Origin of the sequence: Shewanella litorisediminis (assembly GCF_016834455.1) — a bacterium.
Classification (GTDB): Bacteria; Pseudomonadota; Gammaproteobacteria; order Enterobacterales; family Shewanellaceae; genus Shewanella; species Shewanella litorisediminis.
On sequence record NZ_CP069213.1, the window covers coordinates 437,841 to 459,379 of the forward strand.

Sequence of the window (21,539 nt, forward strand, 5' to 3'; positions counted from 1 at the left end):
AATTTTATTATCAAAAATGAAAGGGGTTTTCACCATGGCTGATGTATTTCACCTGGGTTTAACAAAAGACATGTTGGATGGTGCCACGCTGGCGATTGTGCCCGGCGACCCAGAGCGTGTGAAACGTATTGCCGAGTTGATGGATAAGCCAACCTTCCTGGCCAGCCATCGCGAATTTACCAGTTACCTGGCTTACCTGGATGGCAAACCTGTTGTGGTTTGTTCAACCGGTATCGGTGGACCTTCCACCTCCATTGCCGTGGAAGAGCTGGCACAGCTGGGCATCAATACCTTCCTGCGTGTGGGTACCACAGGCGCAATTCAGCCCCATGTAAACGTGGGTGACCTGATTGTTACCCAGGCTTCGGTGCGCCTGGACGGTGCCAGCCTGCACTTTGCCCCCATGGAGTTTCCTGCCGTGGCCAACTTTGAATGTACCACTGCCATGGTGGCGGCTTGCCGTGATGCCGGTGTTGAGCCCCATGTTGGTGTGACTGCCTCCAGCGATACCTTCTACCCAGGTCAGGAGCGTTACGACACGGTATCAGGCCGTGTGGCCCGACGTTTCGAAGGTTCCATGAAAGAGTGGCAGGATATGGGCGTGCTGAACTATGAAATGGAGTCAGCAACCCTGTTCACCATGTGTGCCTCTCAGGGTTGGCGTGCGGCCTGCGTGGCGGGTGTGATTGTGAACCGTACCCAGCAGGAAATCCCTGATGAGTCGACCATGAAAAACACCGAGGTCAGCGCTGTGTCTGTGGTGGTTGCTGCCGCCCGCAAGCTGCTTGCCTGATTGGTATTCAGTAAAAAGGCGCCTGAAGGCGCCTTTTTTTACCCTTTGCTCAGGTTATCAGAAATGGTACTGGGCAATAATGGAATAGGTGCTCTGGTCGACACCATCCACACCGTACTTGTTTTTCCAGTAATCGTACTCAATACCCACCAATAACTGATCTTTCCTGGCATCGCCAAAGAGGGTTGCACCGAGATCGTATTTGATTTGCGGATTGAAGTGGAAGTTCTCCTCATAGCCTTTCTTATCGGCGATAAACACCCAATCGATAAAGCCGTCGAGGACTATCTTGCTGCGGCCAGCCGGAATATCAATCCGAAATACCGGGGTCAACTGCCAACCGTCACTGCGGTTGGCACTGTTTAGTGCATCACGGCGATAGGTATTGAGCTGGAAATAGGTGAAGAAAGGCAGTTTGAAATCCATGCCTACACCATAGAGCAGGGTCTCCACCGGACCTTCGCCTTCCTCCAGCGTCAGTGCCAGCGACATATCGGTTACCGGGCCAAAGCCTACAGGTTTGTCGAGGATTTTACCGGCACTGAAGCGAGTGGAGATTTCACCGTAGGTGGTGTTGCTCTTGCCGCCGTTGTGGCCGTTAAAGTTGATAAAGTCCTGAAACGCAAACCAATCACCGTACTTCCAGCCACCGGCGGTTTCCAACGTGATGGTGGTTTGCTCATCTGAAGGGGCTAAATCGTAGTTGGTACCATAGAGTGCGGTGACGCTGGCGTCCCACCAATGAACCAGTTCGTTGCTGTAAGCCTGGGGCGACAACAGCAGGGCAAGACACAGACAGGTTTTTTTCATTGTTCATTTCCCTTGGGTAGAGGCAGATGCAGATGATTTCGCCCGGCATACATGAGTGCCCAAAGGCCCCCGGCATTTTTGTGTCCGGTCCGGGTCGAAAAGCCAAGGCAATATAGGGAAAAAGTCCTTGGGGCTCAAACCCTTTTTTAACGGGTTTAGCTGGCAGTGCTTTACCTATTTTATTTAACAAAATTATTACGTTAGCTATGTTTTGCTGTTGATTTTTTGCTCTGGGCTTTCAGTGAGCCGAAGGATAATGTCTTGATTTTGTGAACTTGCTCCCTCTGGTGTCCCATTTTATCCACCGACAAAATTGTTTGATTGACATAATATGTCGCATTGCTGCAAAACTGCTGTTATAGTCGGCAAAGGATGCTCTGCATTGGAGGGGGAGATGGAGTTTTCTAATCCGGTACTGATATGGGCGGGGATTGGCGTAGTGCTGATGCTGGCCGAAGTCATAGTGCCAGGTGGCATAGTGATACTGCTTGGGGCCTCGTGCCTGCTGGTTTCAGGGGCCTTGGCACTGGGGCTGGTTGACGGTTTCGTCCAGAGTATGACGTTGTGGTTTATCGCGTCCATGGTATTGCTGCTTGGTTTTCGTCATATTACCCAGCGTGTGGTGGGAGGGGACTCCCACGTGGACAACACGGATGAGGCGCTGGACATCTATAACCAGACTGCGCTGGTCAAGGCCGATATAGGGCCGGGAGAAAAGGCTGGCAGGGTCGAATTTCAGGGGGCCGATTGGCCTGCGCTGGGCGATGGCAGTCTTATTCCGAGTGGCACCCAGGTACGGGTTATCTGCCGGGAAAATATATCTTTGATTGTTGAGGCGCTTCCTGCGCAGCACAACGTCTGATTCTGCAAGGAGGGAACCATGTTGCTGTTAACCATAGCTTTTCTTTTTATTCTTTTCATTTTGTACAAGTTGATGCTGATAGTTCAAATGCGGGAAGTCGCGGTCATTGAGCGTCTCGGTAAATTTCGCACTGTGCTGGAGCCCGGGTTTCACTTTTTGATCCCCTTTGTCGATCGGGTCGCATACCGTCATGACACCCGTGAGCAAGTGCTGGATGTGCCGGCCCAAAGCTGTATCTCCAAGGACAACACCCAATTGGAGGTGGATGGCTTGGTGTACCTCAAGGTGATGGACGGCAAGTTGGCCAGTTACGGCATCGAAGACTATCGTCTTGCTGCGGTAAACCTGGCCCAAACCACCATGAGATCGGAAATTGGTAAGCTCACCCTGAGCGAAACCTTTTCTGAGCGTGACCGCCTGAACGAGTCCATAGTGCGTGAGATCGATAAGGCCTCCGAGCCCTGGGGCATCAAGGTACTGCGTTACGAGATTAAAAACATCACCCCCTCAAGGCATGTTATCCACACCCTCGAGAAACAAATGGAAGCCGAGCGCCGCAAGCGCGCCGAAATCACCCTGGCCAACGCAGAAAAGGCGGCGATGATCAATCTTTCCGAAGGGGAGCGTCAGGAAGCCATCAACCTGTCGGAAGGGGAGAAACAAAAACGCATCAATGAGGCCAAGGGAACTGCGGCGGAAATCGCCATTATTGCCCGTGCCAAGGCTGAAGGTATGGGCATGGTATCCAGTGCGCTGGCTGTGCAGGGCGGTACTGAAGCCATGAACATGCAGCTTAAAGAGCAGTTCATCAAACAGATAGGCGAAGTGATGAAGAACGCTGAAGTCTCTGTTGTGCCGGCGGAGCTGGCCAAAATGGAAGGCTTTTTCGAAGGCATGGACAAAGTCAGCCACGCGCTGAATGCCAAGGCATAAGGAGACCCACAGATGCAGCTAGCAGTGAACGAAGACCTGATCGTGATGGCGATTTGGGGACTTATCTTCTTTATCTTTATTATCAAACTGTTCCAGTCTATTCGTCTGGTGCCAACCAAATCGGCTTATATCGTCGAGCGGCTGGGCAAATACCATTCAACCCTGGATGCGGGTTTTCATGCCTTGATCCCCTTTGTGGATAAAGTGGCCTATATCCATGACCTGAAAGAAGAAACCATCGACGTGCCGCCACAGGAATGTTTCTCCAGCGACGAGGTTAAGGTTGAGGTCGATGGCGTTATCTATATCTCGGTGGTCGACCCTGTGAAAGCAAGCTATGGCGTGACCGACTATCGCTACGCGGCTATTCAGCTGGCCCAGACCACTACCCGCTCTGTGATAGGTACCCTGGAGTTGGACCGTACCTTCGAAGAGCGCGACGTCATCAGCGCCAAGGTGGTGGAAGTGCTGGATCAGGCCGGTGCCCTCTGGGGCATTCGTGTGCATCGTTATGAGATCAAAAACATTCAGCCACCCGAAACCGTAAAAAACGCCATGGAAATGCAGGTGAATGCCGAGCGTGAGCGCCGTGCCTTGCTGGCCAAGAGTGAAGGGGACAAACAGGCCAAGATTAACCGCTCCGAGGGTATCAAGGCTGAAACCATCAACCGCTCAGAGGGCGAGATGCAAAAACGCATCAACGAAGCCGAAGGTAAGGCAGAGGAAATCCTTGCTATTGCCAGAGCAACCGCCGAGTCCATTGAACGGCTGGCAGCAGTGATTGCCGCGCCCGGTGGCCAGAATGCGCTCCGATTACAATTGGGTGAGCAGTATTTGAGCCAGCTCAAGGGGCTGGGGCAGCAGGGCAGCCGCGTGGTAGTGCCTGCCAACATGGTCAATTTCGACCAATGGATGGATGCCATGGGGCTCAAAGAACAGGGCTGAAAAATACAGCGCTCAGTGGTAAAGGATCCAGAGGTCCTCCCAATGCAGGGAGGACCTTTTTTTATGATTAACTGTGCTCATCCGAGTCATTTGGTTGCGGTGCCAGACAAGGCTGCTTGGCTTACCAGAGTGAAAGGGCTTCGTGCCAATGCGTCTGCGTTAAGCCATGCCGAGCTCAACGAAGCGACGACCCTGGACGATGGCGAACCCCGTCGTTTGGGGCAGGAGTATGCGAGCTTGATGACAACCAAACTGAAGGGACTGAATGTATTGGGTGGCTGTTGTGGCACGGACCATCGCCATCTGGAGCAAATTGCACTGGCCTCGATGCGCACGTGAACGCCGAATGAAACGCGGGTAGGGCCGCTGCATTCAGCGATTTATCGATTGAGATGAACCAAGAGATAGAGACTGGTGGCGACAAGTATGATTAACAGCAATGCCAGCAACATATGCACGCATCTCCCAATGTCAGGGATTATGGTTGGTGGCGCCCTGGTCATCCATGACCATGGTTGAAGACTGGCTCGACTCCATATCTTCTTCCACTGCGGGCGCCATCTTTAAGGGATCTCCCAATCCCCTTTCCGCCATGACAACGCCTGCAAGAGGCGCCGACTTCGGACATCAAGGTTATAGCATCCGTTGTCGCAGAAAAGGGTTTGAAAGTTTGTGAATCTTTTTGAATATCTATTAAATCAATTATTTGAATCAGCTTGTGTGAGCGGGCTGCTCTGTTCGCCTTGGCGCGGCCCGGTAGATTTTATGCCCCAGTTGACAGTTTCAAGCAGTGCAAACAGGGCGGCTTCATCCACTGCGACCCCTTGGGCACCGTGCTCCAACACCAGTTGTCGCTGAGCATCGGAAGGTAAGATGGTGTACAGAAAAAACGGGGTCAGGTCGCCGCTTTGCCTGAGGCTTTCCACCAGTTTGAGTCCCGCCAGAGAATCGTCCCCGCGTCCCATATCAGAAATCACGGCATCGTAGCGGTACATGGACAGCAGCATGAGGGCTTCTTCAGTGTTTTGGGTGGTATAGACAGCAATATTGGCGTCCCTGAGCGTGTCGATTTCGGCGGTATTGTTTTCGGGGTGGTCATCAACCCAAAGGATGCGGCCTTTGACATCGGCAGGCTCTCCTATCAACAGCCCCTGGGGAGACTGCCCCACAAACTGCACCATGGCAGCCACGAGCAGGGTTACACCCAGGGCAGCCCAGGCCAGGGGACGTGTTTTTGGGGGGAGAACAACGCCAGCGTTGGCGTCGGCAACTTTGCTCTGGAGTTTTGCAGCCAGCTCGGGCTCCAGCCGATAACCCCGGCCGTGGAGTGTCTGAATGACTGACTCCTGCATACCTGCGTCTTTGAGCATTTTACGGGCATCGGAAATAAGCCGGGTGACAGACCAGCTGCTGACGACGGTATTGGGCCAAAGTTTTTCCAGCAAGAGTGTGGCTTCCAACGGCTCCGGGTAGGACTCAATCAGCAGCTGGAACAGCATCAGCGTACGTTCATCGCACTGAAGCTTGCGTCCGTTGTAGGTTAGGCTGCGTCCCTGCATATCCAGCGTGAGTGGATCGAGTGTATAGATCATCTTGGCGAAAGGTTCATCTCAGTGATTGGCATTTTCAGCTCTATCATAGCCACAGTTTTGGGCATTTGCCCAGCTCAACCCATGGGGGCATTTCACCCCTTTGCCGCAGGCTTCTGATATAATGCCGCCTCGACTTTTGGGAGGCATGAATGGACGTTTCTTTTTTGCTGGATGGCCTGAACGATAAGCAGCGCGAAGCCGTGGCTGCACCCCAGTCCAGCATGCTGGTGTTGGCTGGTGCCGGCAGTGGCAAGACCCGGGTGTTGACCCACCGTATCGCCTGGTTGTTGCAGGTGGAAAACCAAAGTCCCTATTCGATACTGGCGGTAACCTTTACCAATAAGGCCGCGGCCGAAATGCGTGAGCGGGTCGAGAAAATTGTCGGTCACAATACCGGCCGCATGTGGATAGGTACCTTCCACGGTCTGGCCCACCGCCTGCTGCGTACCCACTGGCAGGATGCAGGCCTGCCACAAAGCTTCCAGATCATGGACTCGGACGACCAGCAACGTTTGCTGAAACGCATTCTCAAGAGCATGAATCTGGACGAAAAACAGTATCCGCCCCGCTTGGTGGCTGGGTACATCAACGGCAAAAAAGATCAGGGTTTGCGCCCGGGCCACATAGACGCCGGTCCTTTCCCCATGGAGCAAAAACTGCTTGAGCTGTACCGCATCTATCAGGATAGCTGTGACCGGGCTGGGTTGGTGGATTTTGCCGAAATACTGCTGCGCGCCCATGAGCTGTGGCTCAATAAGCCCCATCTGCTGGCCCATTATCAGGACAGATTCCGCCATATTCTGGTGGACGAGTTTCAGGATACCAACGCCATTCAGTACGCCTGGATCCGGGTGCTGGCAGGCAACACGGGTCATGTGATGATTGTAGGGGACGACGACCAGTCCATTTACGGCTGGCGTGGTGCCCAGGTCGAGAACCTGCATCGCTTTTTGCAGGACTTTCCCGGCGCCAACACCATTCGACTGGAGCAGAATTACCGTTCCACCGGCAATATCCTCAAGGCTTCCAACGAACTGATCGCCAACAACCCCGACCGTATGGGCAAGGAGTTGTGGACCGAAGACAAGGACGGTGAGCCCATTTCCCTCTACTGCGCCTTCAACGAGATGGACGAGGCCCGTTTTATTGTTGGCCGCATCAGCGATTGGCAGGACAAGGGTGGCATGCTCGGTGAGTGCGCCATACTGTACCGCTCCAACGCCCAGTCGCGGGTGTTGGAGGAAGCCTTGTTGCACAAGGGCATGCCTTATCGTATTTATGGTGGACTGCGCTTCTTCGAGCGCCAGGAAATCAAGGATGCCATGGGCTACTTGCGTCTTATCTCCAACCGCGACGACGACGCCGCCTTCGAACGGGTAGTCAATACCCCGGCCCGGGGCATAGGTGAACGCACCCTGGATATTTTGCGCAGCACTGCCCGCAAAGAGCAGCTTACCCTGTGGCAGACCTCGCTGCGCCTGCTCGAGGAAAAGGTGCTGTCGGGCCGTGCCGCCAACGCGGTGAAAGGCTTTTTGGATTTGATTGTGCAGCTTCGAGCTGACACCGACGAGTTGCCGCTGTACCGCATGGCTGATCATGTGATTCAGCATTCCGGGCTCAAAGGCATGTATGAGGCCGAAAAGGGTGAAAACGCCCAGGCCCGGGTGGAAAACCTTGAAGAACTTGTCACGGCCGCCCGCAGTTTTGAAATGCCGGAAGAGCTGGAGGACATGGGCGAGCTCAATGCCTTTTTGTCCCATGCGGCACTGGAAGCGGGTGAAGGTCAGGCCGATGCCCACACGGACGCGGTGCAGCTGATGACGCTGCACTCGGCCAAGGGGCTGGAATTTCCCATGGTGTTTATGGCCGGGGTGGAAGAGGGCATATTCCCCAGCAAACTGGCACTGGAGGAGGGCGATCGCCTCGAAGAGGAGCGCCGCCTGTGCTATGTGGGCATGACCCGGGCGATGCAAAAGCTCTATATCACCTATGCCGAGTCACGGCGCATCTATGGCCGTGAGGACTATGCCAGACCCTCACGCTTTATCCGCGAAATTCCCCCCGAGTATGTGGAGGAAATTCGCCTTAAGGCTCAGGTGTCTGCGCCCCTGGTGGCCAATCGTTTTGCTCACGCCCAGCAAACCTTTAATGATTCCGGCTTAAAGATTAGCGGCCGTGTACGGCATTTTAAGTTTGGTGAAGGCACGGTCACCAACTACGAGGGCAGTGGCCCACAGGCGAGGGTTCAGGTGCAGTTTGACGATTTCGGCAGCAAGTGGCTGGTGGTGAGCTATGCCAAGCTGGAGTCCCTGGGAGCCCGAGGATAAAGGCGCCAGAGCAAAACACATAAGATAACAACCGCGCGATGACCCCAAACGGGGACAAGGAAAGAAAATGACCAAAATGGCGCAAAAATGGGATGCCTATTACCGGTTGATGCGACTCGACAGGCCCATAGGCACCATGCTGCTGCTGTGGCCCTGCCTGATGGCGCTGCTGCTGGCCGCTGACGGAATGCCCGACTTACCGGTGCTTATCATCTTTATCATTGGGGTGGTGGTGATGCGCGCCTGTGGCTGCATCATCAACGACTACGCCGACCGTAAGCTCGACTCCCATGTGGCCCGCACCAGAACCCGGCCTCTGGCCAGCGGTGAGGTCACTGTTGCCGAGGCCCTGACGCTGTTTGTGGTGTTGGGGCTGTTTGCCTTCTCGCTGGTGTTGCTGCTCAATCCGCTGGTGGTAAAACTCTCGGTGGTGGGCATCATACTGACCATCATTTACCCCTTCACCAAACGCTGGACCAATATGCCACAGATGTTTTTGGGGGTGGTGTGGAGCTGGTCCATTCCCATGGCGTACGCGGCGCAAACCGGCGAGGTGCCGGCCTCAGCCTGGTGGCTGTTTGCCGCCAACTGGTGCTGGACCGTGGCCTACGACACCATGTATGCCATGGTCGACCGGGATGATGACCTCAAGATAGGGATTAAGTCGACCGCGATTTTATTTGGCCGATTTGACCGTGAAATTATCGGTGCCTTTCAGCTTGCGGCCCTGGGGTGCTTTATCGCCGCGGGCTGGAGTGGCGACCGCGGCCTGCTGTATGGTCTGGGTATTCTGACCTTTGTTGGCTTTTCTGCCTATCAGCAACGGCTCATTCATGGCCGTGAGCGGGGCGATTGTTTCAAGGCTTTTTTGAACAACAACTGGGCCGGGCTCAGTCTGTTTTTGGCTCTTGGAGCTGATTACGCCGTTGCAGCGCTGTAGCGCCGCCGATGGGGGAGAGGTCCTGATGGATCATCCACTGATGTTCCGGCGGCAGCGTCAGGCTTAAATCTGCCTCAGCCAGATTCTCACTGGTCAGGACCTGAATAACCGGGCTGACCAGTCGGGGTGCACTGCCCTGCTCCAGCCACTGCACCGTCAGATCCACAGCCACCCTGGCCTGCAGCACCGGCGAGTCGGTGACCGTGGCCTGCAGCCTGCCATCCCGGACCAGTTCTATCGTCTGGGGATTGGAATAAAAAGAAATAACCTTGGTGTTACCGCGTTTGCCGTCGATAAAGTATTTACTGGCAATACTGGCGGCCACCGCATTGGCGATGATGTAGTCCGGATGACGTTCTGCCACCATATTGCGCACCAGATTAGCTTGAACAAAAGTTTCGGTAACCCCGTAGCCCCCATGGTGAAGCTGTATCGCTTGGTCGACGATAGTTTTTTTTAAACCGATTTCTGCATCCATTACCCACGCGGCACCTTCCGGCCCCGGGAACCAACCAAGCTCGATTTGGCGCGTCTTTGCGGCCGTCTGTGACAGCATAAATTCCACAGCTGCCCGGACCATATCCGAGAACTGCACCAGAGAGCGGCTGCTCACCTTGTCGGTGCTCATGCCGTTTACCAGATCGATAACCGGAATCCCATCGGCCATCAACAGCGCCGCCTGTTCGTTAAGACCATCGGCCGAAATGGCCGCAATAATATAGGCATCGGCCTTGAGTTTATGGCAGTCGCGCAGTTGCTGCTGTTGCACTTCCAGTTTGTCGTAACCTCCGGCATTGTAGATGCCAATCTCCACACCCAGTCGCTCCGCTTCCTGCGACAACCCCCAGGCAACGCCCCACCAGTAATGGTCCTTGCCATGGGGCAGTAGCGCACAGATGCGCCATGGGCGGGTAGCTTTATCGGGTGCTTGGTAAATCCCGTTCTTGCCGTCGATATGCATCTCCAGCGCAGGGCTATCTGCTAAAACGGGAAAGACGATGAGGCTGAGTAGTAGAAGAAAGATATTCATGATCCTATGGGTGACAGACGTCCTTTTGATTAAGCCTAGTCGCGGGTTATTGAATTGACAGCAGCTGAAACAGAAATTCTGTACCGGCCATTAAAAAGGTGTATCAACCAGCGACCAGTGCGCTTAAGTTGGCGGGGCGGTAGTACACAGATTTCAGCACCTTGCCCTGACGCACGGTTTTTCCTTCAAGCTCCACGTCCTTGGCGCACTTGGCAATGAGGAAGTCGCCCTGACGACTCCCCACAATGTCCACGCCCTGTGTTGCGTAGTGGGCAATGGTGTCGGCCAGCTCTTGCTCGGTGCGGCATACCTTGCTCATGTTGCTGGAGTGCACTTCATCCCAGCAGATTTCGAAATTGATGCCACGGTTGGCGGCAACATGCAGCAGTACATCGATAAAGTAGCTGATCTCCAGCTTGGCATCGGCGGTTTTGGCGCCCAGATGAACGGCGCGGCCCATAAGCACATAAACGCTGTCCACTATGGCATCGGCCTGCTCGACCTTGCAATTGGCTTCGGCAAGCTCGGTCAGTTCTTCAATGATCAATGAAGAGTGCAGGGTATCGGCTTTGGCATCCAGGCTGGCAGTGTCTTCCACTGGTAAATCAAAGGTGGTGCGAAATTCGTGGATATCCCGGTACAGCTTTTCGTAGAGTGCCGGAGTCAGCATGGTCAGTTTCATGGCTCGCCTTTTTGCGGAAATTACGTGAGACTCGGGATGATAAAGAATTGCCTCGCCCGAGGCAAAGAAAGCTGCCACGCAAGGATGGAGAAAAGATGAACCCTGACAAGGTCGACAGAAACCGTTTACATGAGCTCACCGATTTGCCCAATGTGGGGCCAGCTACGGCCAAGGATCTGCAGCTTTTGGGAATTCACACAGTGGATGGTCTTAAGGGACAGGAGCCCATGGCACTGTACCTGAAATTATGCGAGCTGACTGCCCAGCGCCAGGATCCCTGTGTGCTGGATGTATTTATGTCTCTGGTGGCTTTCAGCGAAGGGGAAGAACCCAAGCCCTGGTGGCATTACACCGATGATCGCAAACGCCTGTGGCCTGATCTTTAATCGGCGTGTTTTATCAGTGCAGGTATTTCTGGGTAATGGTGGCCCAGCTGCTGCTTTCGTCTGCCATGGGCGTCTTGAGCGAATCCAGTGCATGCTGTAGTTGCATTCGTAACGCTTCGGGCACATCGCGGCTGAAGGCGTAGTAGAGCTCGGCTTCTCTGAGCAGATACACCACCTCAAAGTCATCAAAACTCATGCCCGCCTCTTTGATAAGCCATTTGGCCACGGTCTCTTCGTAGGCCCATAGGTCGATACGGCCACGGGCCATCATCTTCAGCAGCAAGTCGGCGCTGGCATTGGATTGAAGTTGGTCCGCCAGGCCAAGCTGTGTCAGCACTTCTTCGCCTATGTCGTTGGTGACCACCCCAATGCGCTTGTGTTGCAGGTCTGCCAGCGACTCAATGCGGATGTGCTGCTGTTTTGGTGCGATGAGTACTATCCGCATCGGGGCTATGGGGCCTACCCAATGAAACAGGGATTCCCGCTGTGGGGTGCGGGTGGTGGAAAACAGCACCATATGATGGCCCCGCAGCGCCATGGCGTAGGCCCGGGTCCAGGGGTAGACCCGGATAGCGTCGCGGCTGATAGCTTGTCCCTCAAGCGCGGCGGCGCTCAGCAGTAAATCCACGGCAATTCCCTGCACCTTGCCATCGCGGGTAAAATTGAAAGGCGGGTATTCTTCGGTCAGAAACGACAATGAGCCCAATCTGTCCTGTGCCATGGGTGTTGTCATACCAGCCAACACAAGCAGGAGCAGCACTGAAAACCGGATGGCGTGATGCATGGACAAGCCCTCATTGCCCGGATTCTTTGAGTGTAGTTCTCCCGGGCGTGGGCGTAAAAAATCCCGGGCATTGCCGGGATTTTAAATTCGCGTTTGCTGTCAGGTTACTTGATAAAGGCGAAGGCATCGCCGTAGAGATGGGCTTCATCAACTCCCATTTCCCGGAACAGTTCCCGCGCTGCGCCGACCATGTTGAAGCGGCCTGCAATGTAGATATCGTAACTGACGAGGCTGATGAAATCGGCCTTGATTTGCGCCAGCAGGTTGTTGGTTTTGCCTTCCCAGCCCTCGGGAGCTTCTTCCACCACGGGCACAAAGTGCAGCCAGGGGTGAGCCTGGTGCCACTGGCGGGCGATGGATTCGTAATACATGGCATCCTGGGTGCGGCAGCCCCAGTAGAGGGTGGTTTCTACCTTCTGCCCCAAGGCTATCTGCTGCTCGACAATACTCTTGATGTAAGAGAAACCGGTTCCGCCGGCGATGAGCAGTCGTGGTCGGTGGCTGTCTTCCCGCAGGAAGGCGTCGCCGCCCGGCGCTTCGATGTGGATATGGGTCTCGGTTTTCAGGCGTTCAATCACCTGCATGGGGTAACTTTCACTGACGGCAGCACCTATGTGCAGCTCCACTGTGTCATTGCCGGGGGCCGAGGCGATGGAGAAAGGGCGTTTGTCCTTCTCACCCATCACCACGCACAGGTATTGGCCCGCCTTGAACTCCAGTGGCGATTCCGGAGCCAGGCTAACCTGATACACGGCGTCGTTGAACGGCGTGATACTGAGGACTTTACAACGAATGCTGTTCATCTGTGTTCTTTGAAACCTCTTGGTATGCTTTCCCTTTCTGTGAAGGGTTTCTCTTTACTGTGTCTTTAGTATAGGTGCCGCTGTGCGGCACCCTTATTTTGGCATTACATGCTGTTGGGGGATTATAGCGTCGGGGATTGGTCGATACCGAGTTCGTCCCAAATATCGTCCACTCTGCGTTTCACCGCCTCGTCCATCACGATTGGGGTACCCCATTCACGATTGGTTTCGCCTTCCCATTTGTTGGTGGCATCCAGGCCCATTTTGGAGCCGAGGCCCGCTACCGGCGAGGCAAAGTCGAGATAATCGATGGGGGTGTTATCTATCATCACGGTATCGCGGGTGGGATCCATACGGGTGGTAATGGCCCAAATGACGTCCTGCCAGTCGCGGCAGTCCACATCTTCATCCACCACCACAATAAACTTGGTGTACATGAACTGGCGCAGGAACGACCAGGCGCCCATCATCACCCGCTTGGCATGACCCGGGTATTGCTTACGGATGGAGATCACCGCCATTCGATAGGAACAGCCTTCGGGTGGCAGGTAAAAATCAACAATTTCAGGATATTGCTTTCGCAAAATCGGCACGAACACTTCGTTCAGTGCCACCCCCAGCATGGCCGGTTCATCGGGTGGACGGCCGGTGTAGGTGCTGTGGTAGATGGCATCTTTCCTGTGGGTAATGTGGGTCACGGTAAACACAGGGAAGCTGTCGGTTTCGTTGTAATAGCCGGTATGGTCGCCGTAGGGACCTTCCTCGGCCATCTCGCCGGGGGCTATGTAACCTTCGAGGATGATTTCGCTGGTGGCCGGTACTTCGAGGTCACAGGACAGCGCCTTCACCACTTCGGTGCGCTCGCCGCGTAAGAGGCCCGCAAAGGCATATTCGCTCATGGAGTCCGGCACTGGGGTCACAGCGCCCAAAATAGTCACGGGATCTGAGCCCAGCGCCACCACCACGGGGTAGTTTTCACCCGGGTGTTTTTCCTGAAAGTCCCGGAAATCCAAGGCGCCGCCACGGTGGGACAACCAGCGCATGATGAGCTTGTTTTTGCCCAAAAGCTGCTGACGGTAAATGCCGAGGTTCTGACGCTTCTGGCGTGGGCCCTTGGTGATGGTCAGACCCCAGGTTACCAGCGGTGCCACGTCACCGGGCCAGCAGTGCTGAATGGGCAGCTTGGTCAGGTCAACATCGTCACCAGACAACACCACTTCCTGACAGGGCGCGCGGCTCACTGTCTTGGGCGGCATGTTCAGCGCTTGCTTAAACATGGGGATTTTGGCGATGGCATCTTTAAAACCCCGTGGTGGCTCAGGCTCTTTGAGGAAGGCCAGCAGCTCACCCACATCGCGCAGCGCCAACGGGTCTTCTTTACCCAGCGCCATGGCGACACGCTTGGGCGTGCCAAAGAGGTTTGCCAGTACCGGCATACTGTGGCCTTTGGGCTGCTCGAACAAGAGCGCCGGGCCGCCGGCACGCAACACGCGGTCGGCGATTTCAGTCATTTCAAGATAAGGATCAACCGGATAGCTGACGCGCTTAAGCTCGCCGCACTCTTCGAGGTGGCTGATAAAGCTACGTAAATCCTTAAAACTCATATGGAAATGCCTCTGTTTGCAAAACCCTTTTGTGGCGCGCACTATACCATTAAAGCCCCGTTGGCGGAATCAAAAGCGCCCCGGGCAGGGGGGGGAGTATGACAAAGTCCTGGTGTTCTGTGGCCGTGGTGGCGGTACTGGCCCTGTCCGCCGCGCCCTTGCCTGCATTGGCTGATCTAAGCACCTCGGTGTGGATAGGCAATCACAATGGTCTTGGCCTGAGTTATTCCAGCGGCGGTTATGGCCACTGGCGCTATCCGGGACCCTATTGGCGCACCGGCATCGGCTGGGGTTGGCGCGACCCCTTCTATCGCGATCCCGTTTGGCGCTACAACGACAGCTGGTATTGGCAGCAGCGGGCTTGGGCGGAAAGTGCTTGGGCGGAAAGAGAAAGGGAGCATGAGCGTCAGGCTGAGCGCGAACGCCAGCGGCTGATGACCCAGCCACGGCCGGTGCCGCCGGCCATGATCACCCGTTCCCGGGAACAGGTTGAAGGCTTGGCCTCTTTGCCGCAAAACGCCAGAGTGATCATGGTGGACGGCAAACCTCAGTATGAATGGCAGGGGCAGAGATACCATTTTGACTGGCAGACCGAGCGTTATATGCCGTTGCCGTAAGTGACCTCAAGCGTGAGTAAATAATAAAAAACGCCGTCCACTGGACGGCGTTTTCAGTTTAAACCGGTTTGCTTATCAGAAGCTTACGGTTTCAATGTCGGAGCAACCACCATCGGAGTTGCACACCTGGAAGGTGACGCTGCTGCCGGCAGTGGCAGTGAAGCGGTCAACATAGCTGTTGGCGCTGGTACTGCCTACGGCTTCACCGTTACGCAGCACAGTGTAAGAGGCGCTGTTGCCGGTCCATTCCAGACCGATACGGGCGCTGCCACGGCGTGACACATTCACCTTGGTGATGCTCAGGTCCATCTCGGCGGCAGGCACTTCCACGTTGAACACTTCAGAGGTGCTGGCGGTGGCACCGTCATCGTCGGTCACGGTCAGGGTCACTGTGTAGCTGCCACTTACCAGATACTGATGGCTTGCAGCAGAACCGGTCGCGGTTTCACCGTCACCGAAGTCCCAGCTCCAGGCCACAACGCTGCCGTCAGAGTCGGTAGCAGTGCTGGTGAAGTTATACAGGGCGCCGGTGTAGTCAGCGGTGAAGCTGGCAACAGGAGCTTCGTTTGGCTCAGTGCTGCCGCCATCGAAACTGCCTACCAGGGTAGTGCCGCTGTACGAGCTGTAGCCATTCAGCATCACCCAGTAAGTACCTTGCTGTACATTGCTGATGGCACAGTTTTCGTTGTTGCCTGCTGCATAAGGGCGGCAATCGTAGTCAGTGCTGGTTGGGTGAGCACCAAACTTCACATAGAGGTCGGCATCACCTGAGCCGCCGGACAGATTGAACACCAGATTGCTGGCACCGGCTGGGACGTCCAGGGTCCAATACTGCTTGCTGCCAGAAGCGCCGCTGATGTCAGTCACGGCGACGCCGTTTTGCATCACGTCGGCTTCTGGTGGTGGCGGTGGTGGTGGCACTTCACAGGGCGTAACACCCACGGCGGCAAAGGCAGCATCTACGTCGGCAGTGCTGTAGCCCTTATCGGAGGCCGCATTGCGAACACCACAGGCACCTTCATACATCAGGCTGTTGGGGGTCCAGTAAATCTGGTTGGCAATCAAGAACACTTCAAAGGCTTTACGGGTATCCCAGCCTTCCGTGGTCGCCAGGGTGTAGAAGGCCTTGTTGAATACACCTGAGCTGTAGTGCACATCCAGGCCATCATAGTAGTCGTCGATATGACCGATAGACTTGCCGTCCAGGGTTGGGTCAGCCATGTAGCGCAGGGCACCGTCGCCTTTGAAGATATCAGCGCCAACCAGCCAGTCGTTGCTGCCTTTCATAAAGAATTCAGCCGCTTCACCCGCCATATCCGAGAAGGCTTCGTTCATACCGCCAGACTGGTTGGCATACACCAGACCAGAGTTCTGTTCGGTAAAGCCGTGGCTCACTTCGTGTGCCGACACGTCCAGAGACACCAGTGGGTAGAAGTAGCTTTGGCCATCACCGAAGGTCATGGCGCTGCCGTCCCAGAAGGCGTTCTCGTAGTTGTTGCCATAGTGCACGCGCATGGTCAGCTGGAAGGACAGGGGCGCAGTGCCATACCACTGATCGTACATGTCATACACAACGCCACCGAAGTAGTGGGCATCGTTCAGCGGTGAGTAGGCACCGTTGATCTCTTTAACGGTATTGCGTGGGCAGGTGTAGCTGAATGCCGTGTTACCGCTGGTGCCGTGGTTCAGGTTGACGGTTTTCACGTTGGCGTTGTTCATGGTGCAGGTGTCACCATTCACTTCCACGTCCAGATTGCCGAAGTCGGTACCGTATTCATACTGGCCGGTCTTGATGTTACCGCCGGGACCTGTACCTGTGCCGGCATGGTTCAGGCCTTCCCAACGCTCCAGTACTTCACCCGTGTGGGCATCGACCATGGTGAATGGGCGGCTTGGAGTGTCGCCGTCAACCACGTAAGAGGTGATATACACCAGACGTGGCTCCTGTGTTTTGCCGAACAGGATAATCCAGGGTTGGGCACTGTCGTTACGGGTCTTGCCGGCCTTGAGACCCTGGCCACCCTTGGCGGCTTTGGCGATTTCCAGGGCTTTGTCTTTGCTCAGGCTGGGCTTGGCAAAAGCAGCATCTTTATCTATGTTGGCCAGCATCTGGCCTTTGAGGTTGCTGTAAAAGCCCATTTCAGAGCGATCAGCGGCCACGGAGAAACCATAAACAGGCACGCCGTGGAAATATTGCTGCAGACGCTCTTTCTTCAGGCCTTTGCCCAGATCCAGTTGCTTGGCGGTGCGGAACTCGTGGCCGGGGGCCAGTTGCAGCACACTGCCGATGTCACCGGCGGCTGCATGGCGCATCTTGGCCACGTCTACCACGTTGGCGGCATAGGCTGAGGTACCCAGGGTTGCCGAAATGGCGATAAACAAGAGTGAGAGTTGTTGCTTGCGCATAAGTGACTTGTCCTTGTTGTGTTGCGGCTAAGCTGCCGCGAAGCACTTCCTTAGTGCCATCTGCCGGAGGTCCGGCGAATGGCCATGGCTCAACAGGTTTATGCGGGATAGTGAGGCCCGCTGTTACAGGTTGTTAACCTCAACAAAGCCTCATGTTATTGAGCTGTAAATGGATGGGCAATTGCACAAACGCACTATACTGGCGGCTTTTACTCCGCGCGGGATGCTACTTTCGACTAGGTGGCCGGAAGATTGTTCCGGCCCCTGAAACGCTAGCGATAACTGATATTCATGGGGATCATTGGCTCTCTGGAGCCTTTTTCCGCACGCAGACGGGCGAGATACTGTTCCCACAAATTTAATTGGTTGGTAGCCAGTTGGTGCAATACCTGCCATGAATAAAGTCCGGTATCATGGCCATCATCAAACACTAATTTAACCGCGTAGTTACCTACGGGTTCGATGGCGGTGATGTTGACGTCCTTTTTATGGGTAACCAGTACCGGGTTGCCGTGGCCGTGGACCTCCGCCGACGGGGAATACACCCTCAGGAATTCGCAGCTCAGCTGATACTGGCTGCCATCATCAAATCCCACTTCCAGCAGACGTGATTTTCGTTTCAGCTTAAGGGATACAACCTGGGGATGGCTCATGGGGGCTCCTGACCGTGGATTAACCCGGATATGGTCGCTCGCTTTGCGATGATTGTGAACCCCGCAACACAGAAAAAGGTGTGGCTTTCCAGCCAAGGTCACAGAGGGCCTCAAAGGGATGACAGAGACAATTTTCTTCTTCGGCGATTGGCAGGTGTCGCCCCAAAGCAACCGCATCAGTCGCGGCAGTCTCAGCCGCCAGCTGGAGCCCAAGGCCATGGAGGTACTCTTGTATCTGTGTCAGCGCCAGGGCGAGGTGGTCAGCAGTGACGAGCTGCTGGATGCCTGCTGGGCCGGGCTTGAGACAGGCGATAATCCGCTGCACAAAACCATCGCCGTGCTGCGCCGTGCCCTGGATGACAGTGCTACCAATCCCCAATTTATCGAAACCCTGCGCCGCCGTGGCTACCGCACCCTGGCGGCTGTTTCTTTTCCATCTGGTCATGAACAGGGTGCCGCAGAAGGCGTGTGGCAGGCGGGGTCACCTTTTCCTGGGCTGCGCCCCTTTGGCAGCCAGGATGCCGACGTGTTTTTCGGCCGCCGGGAGCAAATCAACACCCTGCTTGAGAATATCCATCGTCAGGTGCGCAGTGGCCGGGGCCTGTGTTTGCTGCTTGGCCCCAGTGGCAGCGGTAAGACGTCGCTGATCCACGCAGGTATTCTGCCCAACCTCAGTACCTCCCAGGGAGTAAATGGCATAGGTCTGGTGTCCAGCGCCGGGCTGGATATGGCCGATGTGGCCCCGGGTGCGCTGATGCTGGAGCTGGCATCGGCCATGCTCGACTGGGAGGTGGATGATAAGCCGGTATTTGAGGGGGAAAGCGCCGACACTCTCGCCCTTATGCTTGGCGAGAGCAGCGAGTCTGTCACTGGCCGTTTGCTGGCGGCCTTGCCATCCGGACGCTGGGAAAAACCGCGTTTTGCACTGGTGGTAGACAGGCTTGAAGTCCTGCTCTCTTCGCCTGCGTTTGATGAAACAGACAGAAGCGCGTTTTTGGCGTTGCTCGATACCCTGTCCCGCAGTGGCGCCGTGCTGGTGCTCTGTGCCTGTCGTAACGACTTTTACCCGTTGGTGGTGAGCCACAGTGTGCTGATGGCGGGCAAGGGCAATGGCGCACACTTTGACCTTGAGCCACCCAGTCGCCAATCCTTGCTGCAGATGATCCGCCTGCCTGCGGCGGCAGCGGGGCTCAGTTGGGAGCATGATAAAGACAGCGCGCTGGGGCTGGATGAGCTTCTCTGCCGCGAGGCGGCCGAGAGTCCGGATGCCTTGCCCATGCTGCAGTACCTGTTGCAGGCGCTGTATCTGGCGCGGGATGAATCCAATCAGCTAAAGCTCGATGTCTACCACAGACTGGGCGGCATCGAAGGCGCCATCGGCCGCGCCGCCGATGAGGCTTTGGCTGACCAGAGCGCCGCCACCCGCGCCGCTCTGCCCGGGGTGTTGGCGCGGCTCGTTACCCTTAAGGAAGACGAGCTGTCGGTAACCAGTCGCAGCGCCCGTTACAGTGAGCTTTGCACCGAGGACGAGCGCCGACTGGTACAGGCACTGGTGGACAGCAGATTGTTTGTATCCCATCTTGAGGGCGCCCAGCCCAGCTTCAGTGTGGCCCATGAAGCCTTGCTGCGGCGCTGGCGCAGGGCGTCGCGCTGGATTGAAGAACATCGGCAGTTGCTGGCGCTCAAGTCGCGCCTGTTTCATCAGGCCAGCCGCTGGCAGAGTGCCGGGCGTGATCGTGACTACCTGCTCGGGCCGGGCAAGCCCATGCTGGAAGCAAGGCAGCTTCTTGAAGAGGGACAGTTGGCGCTCGATGAGCAGAGCCGTGAATTTATTCATGCCTCCCTCGCCCGGGATGTGCGCCGCAGTTGGGTAAAACGCGGCACAGTAGCCCTGCTTGGCATGCTGACCCTGATTTCCGTGGTGATGGGTGTCAGGAGTATGCAGGCCGAGCGTCTTGCCACCGAGCGGCGTCTCGCGGCGGAAGACTTGCTTGGCTTTATGGTGGGCCAGTTCGCCGACCGGCTGCGCAGCATCGGCCGTATGGATCTGCTCGATGGGGTCAGCAACAAGGCGCTGGATTATTTCAGTACGCCCGACGCCAGCTTGTCAGTGGCAGCCCTGTTCCGCCACGGTCAGACACTGGAGGCCATGGGGGAGGTGGCCTACAGCCGCGAAAAGCCCGATGAGGCCAGGGCGGCGCTGCTGGCAGCGCGGGATAAGCTATTGCCCCTCAGAGGCCGTGATGTGCCTCAGCTCGAACTGTACAAAACCCTGGGCGCCAATGCGTTTTGGCTGGGGCAGATTGAGTACGACAACAACAACTGGGAAGCGGTAAAAATCTGGTTCGGGGCATACCTTGAGCACAGTGAAGCCATGGTGAAACTGGCACCGGAAAGCCGGGATGCGCGTTTGGAGCTTTCTTATGCCGAAAACTCCCTCGGCAGTCTCGCCATGAAGCTGCAGGATTACCCCCTGGCTCAGCAAATGTTTGAGGCTTCTCTCGCCCTGAAGTTACAGCTGCTCAGCGACGCCCCCGACGATGGCCAGCTGATTGCCGACGTGGCCGATACCCAATCCTGGCTTGCCAGTGCGGCCATGGCCACGGGGGATATTCCCCTTGCAGTGAAACTGCATACGGATATTGGCACACTGCTTGGGCGCTCCAGTGAGGCCTACGCCCTCGACCGTCTGTCCCACAGTCAGGCCAATCTTGCCCGTCTGTACGAGTGGCTTGGCAATACCGACGCAGCCAGGGAAGCCATCCTCAGGGCCAAAGCCATTCGCATTCAGGCCCTGGCCAAAGACCCGGGTAACCAATCCTGGCGCTACGACCTGTTGATAACCGGTCTGCACGAGATTGAACTCGGCATAGGTTCCGGCTCCGAGGCTGAATTGGAAGCCAGCAGACAGCGACTGGGCGCCGAAGCTAAGACGTTGTCGCTCCAGCGCCAGCAAAAGTTTGCCGAGCTGTATCCGCTCGCGGCCGGTAGACGGCTATTGCAACTTGGGCATTTTGCCGCCGCCGAAGCCATGGCCGAGCAGGCAATCGCTGTGTTGTCGGCAGGGGCTGCACAGGTGTCCGACGACTGGGAAGATAAGGCCCGGATGGCGGAGGCCGAACTGCTGTTGGTACAGAGCCAGTTGGCTCAGGGAACGAACGAGGTAAAGTTCGCCATGTGCCAGTCGGTGAAAACCCGCCTCGACCCGATTGTTGCCGTGTCACAGGCTCCCCGCTTTGTGCGTCCCTATGTGATGGCATTGGAATGCCTGGGGCAGACGGATGCTGCCGATGCCCTTAAAGGCCCGCTTGCCGCTCAGGGGGTTAGGTTCCAGGCTTTTTGATTTGGTTTTATAAAATAAAATCAATCTAT

At 55.9% G+C, this 21,539-nt stretch carries 20 protein-coding genes; 10 read left to right on the forward strand and 10 right to left on the reverse strand.

Translation table 11 applies throughout. The features are described 5' to 3' along the window. Positions 1-34 precede the first annotated feature (34 nt). Positions 35-793, forward strand: a complete 759-nt coding sequence (gene udp / locus JQC75_RS01970; protein ID WP_203325836.1) for a uridine phosphorylase — start codon at positions 35-37, stop codon at positions 791-793. A 57-nt stretch (positions 794-850) separates the two neighbouring features. On the opposite strand, the gene JQC75_RS01975 is transcribed toward udp, so the two are convergent. After that, a complete protein-coding gene (locus tag JQC75_RS01975) occupies positions 851-1,603 on the reverse strand; it encodes an outer membrane protein OmpK (RefSeq protein WP_203325837.1) in 753 nt (250 codons plus the stop codon). Between the two features lie 394 nt (positions 1,604-1,997). Between JQC75_RS01975 and JQC75_RS01980 the strand changes: the two genes are divergently transcribed. The 4 genes from JQC75_RS01980 to JQC75_RS01995 all read left to right on the forward strand — a co-directional run bounded on the left by JQC75_RS01980 (position 1,998) and on the right by JQC75_RS01995 (position 4,682). After that, a complete protein-coding gene (locus JQC75_RS01980) occupies positions 1,998-2,465 on the forward strand; it encodes an NfeD family protein (RefSeq protein ID WP_203325838.1) in 468 nt (155 codons plus the stop codon). Between the two features lie 18 nt (positions 2,466-2,483). Next, positions 2,484-3,398, forward strand: coding sequence for an SPFH domain-containing protein (locus JQC75_RS01985; RefSeq protein WP_203325839.1), 915 nt, complete (start codon positions 2,484-2,486; stop codon positions 3,396-3,398). 12 nt (positions 3,399-3,410) lie between these two features. After that, on the forward strand, positions 3,411-4,343 hold the full coding sequence (locus JQC75_RS01990; protein WP_203325840.1) for an SPFH domain-containing protein: 933 nt from the start codon (positions 3,411-3,413) through the stop codon (positions 4,341-4,343). Positions 4,344-4,406: 63 nt separating this feature from the next. Beyond that, complete coding sequence (locus JQC75_RS01995) at positions 4,407-4,682, forward strand: homocysteine S-methyltransferase family protein (protein ID WP_239002065.1); 276 nt, start codon at positions 4,407-4,409, stop codon at positions 4,680-4,682. Between the two features lie 132 nt (positions 4,683-4,814). Here JQC75_RS01995 and JQC75_RS18975 read toward each other — a convergent pair whose 3' ends face one another. Continuing rightward, entirely contained in the window at positions 4,815-4,937 is a 123-nt protein-coding gene (locus tag JQC75_RS18975) for a hypothetical protein (RefSeq protein WP_275403202.1), read from the reverse strand. Positions 4,938-5,041: 104 nt separating this feature from the next. After that, positions 5,042-5,935, reverse strand: a complete 894-nt coding sequence (locus tag JQC75_RS02000) for a winged helix-turn-helix domain-containing protein (RefSeq protein WP_203325842.1) — start codon at positions 5,933-5,935, stop codon at positions 5,042-5,044. Between the two features lie 149 nt (positions 5,936-6,084). On the opposite strand from JQC75_RS02000, the gene uvrD reads away from it, so the two are divergent. Continuing rightward, on the forward strand, positions 6,085-8,262 hold the full coding sequence (uvrD, locus tag JQC75_RS02005) for a DNA helicase II (protein ID WP_203325843.1): 2,178 nt from the start codon (positions 6,085-6,087) through the stop codon (positions 8,260-8,262). 67 nt (positions 8,263-8,329) lie between these two features. Further along, positions 8,330-9,202, forward strand: a complete 873-nt coding sequence (gene ubiA, locus JQC75_RS02010; RefSeq protein WP_203325844.1) for a 4-hydroxybenzoate octaprenyltransferase — start codon at positions 8,330-8,332, stop codon at positions 9,200-9,202. Here ubiA and torT read toward each other — a convergent pair. Both torT and JQC75_RS02020 read right to left on the reverse strand, forming a co-directional pair. Beyond that, on the reverse strand, positions 9,153-10,232 hold the full coding sequence (gene torT, locus JQC75_RS02015) for a TMAO reductase system periplasmic protein TorT (protein WP_203325845.1): 1,080 nt from the start codon (positions 10,230-10,232) through the stop codon (positions 9,153-9,155). The genes ubiA and torT overlap by 50 nt on opposite strands. Before the next feature lie 103 nt (positions 10,233-10,335). Beyond that, positions 10,336-10,914 (reverse strand): nucleoside triphosphate pyrophosphohydrolase family protein, encoded by a 579-nt coding sequence (locus JQC75_RS02020; protein WP_203325846.1) that lies wholly within the window; start codon positions 10,912-10,914, stop codon positions 10,336-10,338. Positions 10,915-11,009: 95 nt separating this feature from the next. Between JQC75_RS02020 and JQC75_RS02025 the strand changes: the two genes are divergently transcribed. After that, positions 11,010-11,300 carry a helix-hairpin-helix domain-containing protein gene (locus JQC75_RS02025; RefSeq protein ID WP_203325847.1) on the forward strand — a complete coding sequence of 97 codons (291 nt, stop codon included), beginning with the start codon at positions 11,010-11,012 and terminating at the stop codon, positions 11,298-11,300. 13 nt (positions 11,301-11,313) lie between these two features. Here JQC75_RS02025 and JQC75_RS02030 read toward each other — a convergent pair whose 3' ends face one another. The 3 genes from JQC75_RS02030 to ubiD all read right to left on the reverse strand — a co-directional run bounded on the left by JQC75_RS02030 (position 11,314) and on the right by ubiD (position 14,491). Continuing rightward, complete coding sequence (locus JQC75_RS02030) at positions 11,314-12,084, reverse strand: substrate-binding periplasmic protein (protein ID WP_203325848.1); 771 nt, start codon at positions 12,082-12,084, stop codon at positions 11,314-11,316. A 104-nt stretch (positions 12,085-12,188) separates the two neighbouring features. Beyond that, a complete protein-coding gene (gene fre / locus JQC75_RS02035; RefSeq protein WP_203325849.1) occupies positions 12,189-12,887 on the reverse strand; it encodes an NAD(P)H-flavin reductase in 699 nt (232 codons plus the stop codon). 122 nt (positions 12,888-13,009) lie between these two features. Beyond that, on the reverse strand, positions 13,010-14,491 hold the full coding sequence (gene ubiD, locus JQC75_RS02040; protein ID WP_203325850.1) for a 4-hydroxy-3-polyprenylbenzoate decarboxylase: 1,482 nt from the start codon (positions 14,489-14,491) through the stop codon (positions 13,010-13,012). 98 nt (positions 14,492-14,589) lie between these two features. On the opposite strand from ubiD, the gene JQC75_RS02045 reads away from it, so the two are divergent. Further along, positions 14,590-15,108 carry a hypothetical protein gene (locus tag JQC75_RS02045; RefSeq protein WP_203325851.1) on the forward strand — a complete coding sequence of 173 codons (519 nt, stop codon included), beginning with the start codon at positions 14,590-14,592 and terminating at the stop codon, positions 15,106-15,108. Positions 15,109-15,183: 75 nt separating this feature from the next. Here the strand turns inward: JQC75_RS02045 and JQC75_RS02050 are convergent, their stop codons facing one another. Both JQC75_RS02050 and JQC75_RS02055 read right to left on the reverse strand, forming a co-directional pair. Continuing rightward, positions 15,184-17,514, reverse strand: coding sequence for a M4 family metallopeptidase (locus tag JQC75_RS02050; protein ID WP_203325852.1), 2,331 nt, complete (start codon positions 17,512-17,514; stop codon positions 15,184-15,186). Positions 17,515-17,786: 272 nt separating this feature from the next. Beyond that, positions 17,787-18,167, reverse strand: coding sequence for a gamma-butyrobetaine hydroxylase family protein (locus tag JQC75_RS02055; protein WP_011758549.1), 381 nt, complete (start codon positions 18,165-18,167; stop codon positions 17,787-17,789). Between the two features lie 118 nt (positions 18,168-18,285). Between JQC75_RS02055 and JQC75_RS02060 the strand changes: the two genes are divergently transcribed. Further along, positions 18,286-21,510 (forward strand): nSTAND1 domain-containing NTPase, encoded by a 3,225-nt coding sequence (locus JQC75_RS02060; protein WP_203325853.1) that lies wholly within the window; start codon positions 18,286-18,288, stop codon positions 21,508-21,510. Positions 21,511-21,539: the final 29 nt, after the last annotated feature.